This window comes from Nonomuraea sp. NPDC049709 (assembly GCF_040674815.1).
Lineage (GTDB): Bacteria > Actinomycetota > Actinomycetes > Streptosporangiales > Streptosporangiaceae > Nonomuraea.
On record NZ_JBFANM010000002.1, the window covers coordinates 307,588 to 316,698 of the forward strand.

The following is a 9,111-nucleotide window of genomic DNA, read 5'->3' on the forward strand; positions in this document are numbered from 1 at the left end:
CTTTGCCATGACACTGATCAGGAGAGGCGAACCCGGATGGCGCGTGGTGCAAGCGACATGCCTCCTGGCGTGCGACCGCTTACGGTGGGGGACCCGGTCATCATCGGGCGATACCTGCTCCTCGGCCGCCTCGGAACGGGCGGGATGGGAGTGGTGTATCTGGCCGAACACCCTCAGGGTGGCCTGGTGGCGCTCAAGACGCCGCATGCGGTGCATCTCAACGATGCCACGTTGCGGGCGCGTTTCGCCGAGGAAGTGGCTTTCTCGCGAAGATTGGTGCCTTTCTGTACGGCCGCGGTCGTGGAGGACGGCACCGACCGGGACCGCCCGTACCTGGTCACCGAGTACATCCCCGGCCCCGCTCTCTCCCAGGTCGTCCTGGCCAGGGGACCGCTCACGCCCGACCTCGCGTACGGGGTGGCGCTCGGCGTCGCGGCGGCGCTGGTGGCGGTGCACGAGGCCGGACTCGTGCACCGGGACCTCAAGCCGGGCAACGTGCTGCTGTCCACGCGGGGGCCGCGCGTCATCGACTTCGGCATCGCCCGCGACGTGGACACGCTGTCCGCGCACACGCAGGCCGGGCAGGTCATGGGCAGCCCGGGCTGGGTGGCGCCGGAGCGGCTGACGGGCGGCCCGGCGCTGCCCGCCTCCGACGTCTTCGCCTGGGGGTGCCTGGTGGCCTTCGCCGCGAGCGGGCATCACCCGTTCGGCGGCGGGGAGGCCGACGTGCTGACCCGGCGCATCCTGTTCGAGGCGCCGCGCGTCGAGGGCGTACCGGCCATGCTCAGGCCCGCCGTCGAGGCCGCGCTGGCCAAGGAACTGGCCGACCGGCCGGGGGCCGCCGATCTGCTGCGGGCGCTGCTGGCCGCCGGGGGCGTGGGGGATCCGTGGGATCTGCGCCAGGCGGTGGCGAGCGTGCTGGAGGAGATCTGGACGCCCGTGCCGTACCCGCCGGGGGGCGGGCTGGTCCGCCTGGCGCCGGCTCCCGACCCCGAGATGGAGCGTTCCGGGGCGACCCGGCGCAGGAGCCGGGCGAAGTCGGGGGCGCAGCTCTCGCACGCCAGCTTCGCGGCCCTGGCCACGGTCACGATCGCGGCGATCACGGTCATCGCGGCCTCGGGCACCGACGGGCTGAGCATCGGGGGCGGCTCGCTGCTGCCCGGCACCCTGCCGACCGTGCAGCCCCACGGCACCGCGGACTCCACGGTCCGGCCCACGGCCACGACGGTCAGGGGCCTGCCGACCGTCCGCCCGGCGACGACGGCTCCGCCGCCGGGCACGCCCACGGTGTTCGTCACCCAGACCCGTACCAAGGGCCCGGTCGTGATCCTCACCCCCGAGCCCCGCCGCCGGAGCACGTTCCCGCCCCCGCACACCAGCGGCCCCGGCGACCAGGGCGGGGACGATCCGGGCCAGTGCGCGAGCCCGGCCGGGCGGCGCCGCGGCAACGCGGCGGCCCGGCGCGACTGCCCGCAGCCGTCGGGCTCGATCACCACGATCCCGCAGGACGGGCCGGGGGAGTCGCCGGGCCCGTCGACGTCGGTCTCGGACACCCCGACACCGACGGCCACCGCGACCCCCTGACGTCACAAGGTGAGGACGATCAGCTCGTGATCCCTCCGGCACGACCCGCCGCACCCCGTGTCGTCCATGAGGGACAGCGCCTGCCGAGCCGCGCCGAGGGCGGCGTGCAGCACGACGGTCACCGCCGTCGGTCCCCCGCAGTGGGACACGGTGGCGTAGGAGCCATCACCGCTGATCCAGCTCGCCCGGGGCCAGAGGCAGGCGGCCAGCGTCGTATACTTCCGGTGGCGGCGCTCGCAGTTGTGCCGCGAGATGGGTGCCGCCCGGCCGGGTCAACACGATCGCGGACTTCCCGGCGGCGGAGAAGCACGGCGTGCACGCCGTGGGCGGGAGCGCCGCGTCCACCGCCGAGGTCCTCGCCGCGCTGGCGGAGCTGCTCGGCACCGGCCGCCTCGAGCTCCCGATCGCCGCCACCTACCCGCTGACCCGGGTCCGCGACGCCTACCGCGAGCTGGAACGCCGTCACACCCGGGGCAAGATCGTCCTGATCCCCTGATTCGGGCCGCGCCGCGCGGTCCGGTTTGGCGATACGTCCGGTTTGTCGGCACGCGAACGGCTACCGTGATCGCCCGACAGGTGAAGTCGGCGGCGGAGGATGTCTCGTGCGTAGGACGATCGCGTGCCTGTCCCTGGCGCTCCTGCTGCTGTCCGCCTGCGGCTGGTCCCATCGCGTCTCCCGCGGCGAGTTCGAGACCCGGGCCCGGGAGGTGACGGCGCGCTGGCAAGGGTCGGCCGACGACCGCGCCTGGCGCGAGGGGTTCGTGCCGCTGGAACCGCTGCACCAGCGGGGATGGGCGCGCGCGGACCGGGTTCCGGCCTGGGCGCGCCTGAGCGCGCACAACGGCGTGTGGCAGCAGGCCACCGAGCTGCCCGCGGACGCCCCGGCCCCCGTGGACGTGCGCTGGCCGGACGGGTCGGTCTCGCAGGTGCCGCTCGTCACGGCGGCGAGCGCGTACGCGGCGTTCAGCGAACCCGAGGACTTCATCGAGGAGGAGTGCCCGGCCAAGGGCTGCCGCCCCCTCCGGGTGACCGGCGCCGAGCTGGGCGAGGTGCCGCTGGAGACCAGCCGGGGCCGGATCGGGGTGCCCGCCTGGATGTTCACCGTCAAAGGGGTCGAGCAGAAGTACGTCCACGTGGCGGTGGACCCCTCCGCCGTCACCGCCCGCCCCGAGCCGCGGCCGGGGGGCAGTGAAGAGGTGATGGGGTTCGAGCCTGTCGCCGGTCGGCCTGCCGAGTTGCTGCTCCAGTACGGCCACGGCGCCTGCGACACCGTCCACGGGGCGCGCGCGTACGAGACCGGCCAGGTGGTGGTGGTCGACGTGGACGAGGAGGGCTCCGGCGGGATGTGCCCGTTGATCCTCAAGATCGACACGATCACCGTCACGCTCGCGCGACCGCTCGGCGGCCGCCTCGTGCTCGACTCGGGCACGGGGCTGCCGTTGGTGCGCGGGGTGCAGCGCGGCTGACGGCGACCGGCCGGGGCGAGTGCGCGGCACCGTCCGGCTGCGTACGGCAGGCCGCCTACCAGGGCAGGTTCACCATCGGCACCCGGGGCCCGCCGCAGCCCGGGAGTCCGCACGGGCTCTCCGTGGCCCTGTGAGCGTGTTTGTGGCAGACCTCACATGAGACGGCGGCCGGTCGCCATGGCCGGAAAGCCTTTTGTGGGGTCTCCACAAACCGGCGGGTCCGGCATGCGCCATGCGGGACATTGGTGTACCAGGTGGTAATCAAGCAGGGTAGAGAAAGCTACGGGCGACGATCCGAGATCCGGACGTCGCCTTCTGCGCATGCGTATTTGGGAGGCTCTGCCGGTGTTCAGTCGTGTCGCCATCGTCAACCGTGGAGAGGCCGCGATGCGGCTCATCCACGCCGTCCGTGATCTTTCCGCGGAAACCGGGACACGGATCGAGACGGTCGCCCTTTACACCGACGCCGACCGCAACGCGACCTTCGTCCGTGAAGCCGACGCCGCCTATTTACTGGGACCCGCCTCGGCCCGGCCCTACCTCGACCACGCCGTCCTGGAGCGGGCGCTGATGGAGACGGGGGCCGACGCCGCCTGGGTCGGCTGGGGTTTCATCGCCGAGGACCCGGCGTTCGCCGAGTTGTGCGAGAAGATCGGCGTCACCTTCATCGGGCCGAGCGCGGAGGCGATGCGCCGGCTCGGTGACAAGATCGGCGCCAAGCTCATCGCCGAGGAGGTCGGTGTACCCGTCGCGCCGTGGAGCCGGGGCGAGGTCGCCACCCTCGAGGAGGCGCTGCGCGCCGGCGACGAGATCGGCTACCCGCTGATGCTCAAGGCGACCGCGGGCGGCGGCGGGCGCGGCATCCGCATGGTCGCCTCGAAGGAGGACCTGACCGACGCCTACGAGCGCACCAGCCAGGAGGCGCTGCGCGCGTTCGGCTCCGGCGTGGTCTTCCTGGAGCGCCTGGTCACCGGCGCCCGCCACGTCGAGGTCCAGGTCATCGCCGACGGGCAGGGCACCGCGTGGGCGCTGGGGGTGCGCGACTGCTCGGTGCAGCGGCGCAACCAGAAGATCATCGAAGAGTCCGCCTCGCCTGTCCTGTCGGCCGAGCAGACCGCCGAGCTGAAGGCCTCCGCCGAGCGGCTCGCCGTGGCCGTCGGCTACCAGGGCGCCTGCACCGTGGAGTTCCTCTACCACCCCGGCGACAAGCTGTTCGCCTTCCTCGAGGTCAACACCCGGCTGCAGGTCGAGCACCCGATCACCGAGATCACCACCGGCACCGACCTGGTCCGGCTGCAGCTGCACGTGGCCGGCGGCGGCAGGCTGGAGGGCCCGCAGCCGGCCGAGGCCGGCCACGCCGTCGAGGCCCGGCTCAACGCGGAGGACCCCGACCGCGACTTCGCACCCGCCCCGGGCCGCATCGCGCGCCTGGTGCTGCCCTCCGGGCCCGGCATCCGCGTGGACACCGGCGTCAGCGAGGGCGACACCATCCCGGCCGACTTCGACTCGATGATCGCGAAGATCATCGCCTACGGCCGCGACCGCGAGCAGGCGCTGGGCCGGCTGCGCCGCGCGATGGCCGAGACCACGGTGATCATCGAGGGCGGCGCCACCAACAAGAGCTTCGTGCTCGACCTGCTCGACCAGCCGGAGGTCATCGACGCGAGCGCCGACACCGGGTGGATCGACCGCGTGCGCGCCGAGGGCCGCCTGGTCAGCCACCGGCACTCCGCGATCGCCCTGGCCGCCGCCGCGATCGAGGCGTACCAGGACGAGGAGGAGGTCAGCCGCCGGCGGCTGCTGGCCACCGCGCACGGCGGGCGCCCGCAGGTGCAGCACGAGCCCGGCCGCCCGCTCGACCTCAAGCTCCGCGGCGCCGGCTACCGGCTGAGCGTTGCGCGGGTCGGGCAGCAGCGCTTCCGCGTCGGCATCTCCGGCGGCGGCGAGCCGCACCCGGTCGACGTCGAGGTCGAGCGCTTCGACGAGCACAGCGGCCGGATCGTGGTCAACGGCCGCCGGTTCCGGCTGGTGTCGGCCACCCACGGGCCGATCCACCTGGTCGAGGTCGACGGTGTCACCCACCGCATCAGCCGTGACGAGGGCGGCGTCGTACGCTCCCCCGCCCCCGCGCTGGTCGTGGCGACGCCGTTGTCGGTCGGCGACGAGGTCGAGGCCGGTGCGCCGATCCTGGTGCTGGAGAGCATGAAGATGGAGACGGTGCTGCGCGCGCCGTTCCGCGCCCGGGTCCGCGAGTGCCCGGTGTCGGTGGGCAGCCAGGTCGAGACCGGCGCGCCGCTGATGCGCCTGGAGCCCCTCGCCGACGAAGGTGCCGACGAGGGTGTGGCGGGCGAGACCGTGGAGATCGACCTGCCCGCCGAGCCGTCCGGCGTGCCCGCGGCCGACCGGGCCGCGCGCGACCTGCAGGACCTGCGCAGCCTGCTGCTCGGCTTCGACGCCGACCCCTACGACCGCGAGCGCGCGCTGTCCGGCTACCTGGCCGCGCGGGCCGAGCTGGGGCACCGGCCGCTGGAGGGCGAGCTCGACCTGCTCACCGTGTTCGCCGACCTGTGCGAGCTGAGCCGCAACAAGCCGGGCGGCGAGATCGACGTCGAGCCGCACAGCCCGGTGCACAGCCCGCGCGAATACTTCCACAGCTACCTGCAGAGCCTCGACGTCGAGCGCGCCGGCGTCACCGAGGGGTTCCAGACGAAGCTGCGGAAGGTGCTCGGTCACTACGGCGTCGACGACCTCGACCGCACACCGGAGCTGGAGGCCGCGGTCTTCCGGATCTTCCTGGCCCAGCAGCGGATGAGCACTGGCGTCGGGATCGTGTCGGAGCTGCTGCGCCGGTGGCTGGCCGGCGCGCAGCCGGTCGAGGAGCTCAGCGAGCGCTCCGGGCTCGCCCTGGAGCACCTGGTCGAGGCCACGCAGGTGCGCTTCCCCGCGGTGTCCGACCTGGCCCGCGGCGTGGTGTTCCGCTGGTTCGCCCAGCCGCTGCTGCGCCGCAACCGCGCCAAGGTGTACGCCGCCGTCCGCGGCGAGCTGCGTCACCTTGACCGCAACCCGGACGCGCCGGACCGCGCCGAGCGGATCCAGGCCATGGTGGCCAGCTCCGAGCCGCTGGTCCGGCTGATCGGCCAGCGGATCGGCCATTCGGGGCGCGACCACGCGCCGCTGCTGGAGGTGCTGACCCGCCGCTACTACGGCAACCGCGGCCTGTCCGAGGTCACCGTACGCGAGATCGCGGGGTGCCGGTTCGTCACCGCCGAGCACACCGGCGCGGGCGGCGTGACGCGCGTGATCACCACCGCGGTCGACATCGCCGCCCTGCCCGACGCCATCGGCGCCGTCGCCACCTTCGCCACCGAGGCCGGCTCGAACGCAGCCGACGCGACCGAGCCCGACGCCACCGAGTCCGACGCGACCGAGTCCGACGCCACCGAGTCCGACGCCACTGGGTCCGACGCCACTGAGGCCGAGCACGGGCTGGTCGCCGACCTCTACGTCACGTGGGAGGACCAGCCGGACGCCGACGCGATGGCGGTACGGCTCGGGCAGCTCCTCGCCGAGCACCCGCATCCCGCGGGCGTCCGCCGGATCACCACCACCGTCGCCGGCACCGGCGGCGCCGTGATGCACCACCACTTCACGTTCCGCCCCGACGGCACGGGCTTCGCCGAGGACCGGCTGATCCGCGGCCTGCACCCGCAGATCGCGGAGCGCCTGCAGCTGCAGCGGTGGCGCGAGTTCGACCTCACCCGGCTGCCGTCCGCGGACGAGGAGATCTACCTGTTCAAGGCCGTGGCGAAGAGCAACCCGGCCGACGAGCGGCTCATCGCCATGGGCCAGGTCCGAGACCTGACGCCGCTGCGCGAGGCCGACGGCAGGCTGGTCGCGCTGCCTTCGGTGGAGGACGCGATCACCGCGGGCCTGGACGCGATCCGCAACATCCAGGCGCAGCGGCCGCAGAACAAGCGGTTCGACACCAACCGGATGATGATGTACGTCTGGCCGTCGACCGAGCTGTCCACCGAAGAGCTCAACATGCTCCTCCAGCGCATCCTGCCGACCACCGCCGGTGCGGGGCTGGAGGAGGTGCAGTTCGTGGCCCGCCAGCGCACCGCCTCCGGTGAGCTGACCGAGGTCGCCGTGACGATCACCCTCGACCCGGGCCACGGGGCGCACCTGCACGTCGGCGAGCCGCCGACGGAGCCGGTGCAGCCGCTGGACGACTACCGGCAGAAGGTGCTGCGCGCGGCCCGGCGCGGGAACGTCTACCCGTACGAGCTGACCGGCCTGCTCGCCGGCCCGCAGGGCAGCTTCGCCGAGCACGACCTCGACGAGCACGGCGCGCTCGTGCCGGTGGACCGGCCGAAGGGGAAGAACTCCGCGGCGCTCGTGGCGGGCGTCGTCACGACGCCGACCGAGCGGCACCCCGAGGGGGTCACCCGGGTGGTGCTGCTCGGCGACCCGACCAAGGCGCTGGGCGCGCTGTCGGAGCCGGAGTGCTCGCGGGTGATCGCGGCACTCGACCTGGCGCAGCGGATGCGGGTGCCGCTGGAGTGGTTCGCGCTGTCGGCGGGCGCGCGGATCTCGATGAGCTCGGGCACCGAGAACATGGACTGGGTGGCCGCCGCGCTCAAGCGGATCGTCGAGTTCACCCAGGACGGCGGCGAGATCAACATCGTGGTCGCCGGGATCACCGTCGGCGCCCAGCCGTACTGGAACGCCGAGGCGACGATGCTCATGCACACCAAGGGCATCCTGGTGATGACGCCGGACTCGGCGATGGTGCTCACCGGCAAGCAGTCGCTGGACTTCTCCGGCGGGGTGTCGGCCGAGGACAACTTCGGCATCGGCGGCTACGACCGCGTCATGGGGCCGAACGGCCAGGCGCAATACTGGGCGCCGAACCTGGCGGCGGCCCGCGACGTGCTGATGGCCCACTACGACCACACCTACGTCGTGCCCGGCGAGGCGGCGCCCCGGCGGGCCGGCACCTCCGACCCGGCCGACCGCGACGTCACCGAGTTCCCGCACAAGATCGCGGGCAGTGACTTCACCACCGTCGGCGAGATCTTCTCCGCGCGGCACAACCCGGACCGCAAGAAGCCGTTCGACATCCGCACGGTGATGCGGGCGCTGTCCGACCAGGACCACCCGGTGCTGGAGCGCTGGGCGGGCATGGCGGACGCGGAGACGTCCGCGGTGCAGGACGCGCACATCGGCGGCTGGCCGGTCTGCTTGGTCGGCATCGAGTCGCGGTCGGTGCCGCGGCGCGGTTTCCCGCCCACCGATGGGCCCGACACCTACACCGCGGGCACGCTGTTCCCGCGGTCGTCGAAGAAGACCGCGCGGGCGATCAACGCGGCGTCCGGCAACCGGCCGCTGGTGGTGCTGGCGAACCTGTCCGGGTTCGACGGCTCGCCGGAGTCGATGCGCAAGCTGCAGCTGGAGTACGGCGCGGAGATCGGCCGGGCGATCGTCAACTTCGACGGCCCGATCGTGTTCTGCGTGATCTCCCGTTACCACGGGGGCGCGTTCGTGGTGTTCTCCAAGGCGCTCAACCCGAACATGACCGTGCTGGCGCTGGAGGGCTCGTTCGCCTCGGTGCTGGGCGGCGCGCCGGCGGCGGCCGTGGTGTTCTCCGGCGAGGTGAACAACCGCACGGCGACCGACCCGCGGGTGACGGAGCTGCAGACGCGGATCTCGGCGGCCAGCGGTGCCGAGCGGGCGGCGCTGAACGCCCGGCTCGCCGAGGTGCAGTCGGCCGTCCGGGCGGAGAAGCTGGGCGAGGTCGCGGCGGAGTTCGACCGGGTGCACAGCATCCAGCGCGCGGTGGAGGTCGGCTCGGTGGACGCGATCATCAGCGCCGCCGAGCTGCGGCCGCGCATCATCGAGGCCATCGAGCGCGGCATGGCGCTGACCCTCGGCGAGACCGGCCCGGCCGCCCAGGCCCTGGTCTGACGCGCAAGTCCGTCGCCCAGCTCGAGATCATGCCGCAGCCGCCGGCCTCGCGGCCCGGCAGCCAGCCGTGGCCGACGTTCCCCATCCTGTTCAA

Annotated in this window: 4 protein-coding genes; all 4 read left to right on the forward strand. The window is 73.3% G+C overall.

What is annotated here, in order from left to right:
- Positions 1-69: 69 nt before the first annotated feature.
- A complete protein-coding gene (locus AB0J69_RS03540) occupies positions 70-1,584 on the forward strand; it encodes a serine/threonine-protein kinase (protein ID WP_364112420.1) in 1,515 nt (504 codons plus the stop codon).
- Positions 1,585-1,840: 256 nt separating this feature from the next.
- Entirely contained in the window at positions 1,841-2,080 is a 240-nt protein-coding gene (locus AB0J69_RS03545) for a zinc-binding dehydrogenase (protein ID WP_364112422.1), read from the forward strand.
- 106 nt (positions 2,081-2,186) lie between these two features.
- Positions 2,187-3,050 carry a hypothetical protein gene (locus tag AB0J69_RS03550; protein ID WP_364112424.1) on the forward strand — a complete coding sequence of 288 codons (864 nt, stop codon included), beginning with the start codon at positions 2,187-2,189 and terminating at the stop codon, positions 3,048-3,050.
- Positions 3,051-3,395: 345 nt separating this feature from the next.
- The gene (locus tag AB0J69_RS03555) at positions 3,396-9,017 is read left to right on the forward strand and encodes a biotin carboxylase N-terminal domain-containing protein (protein ID WP_364112426.1); all 5,622 of its coding nucleotides are present in this window, start codon (positions 3,396-3,398) and stop codon (positions 9,015-9,017) included.
- The last annotated feature ends 94 nt before the right edge of the window (positions 9,018-9,111 follow it).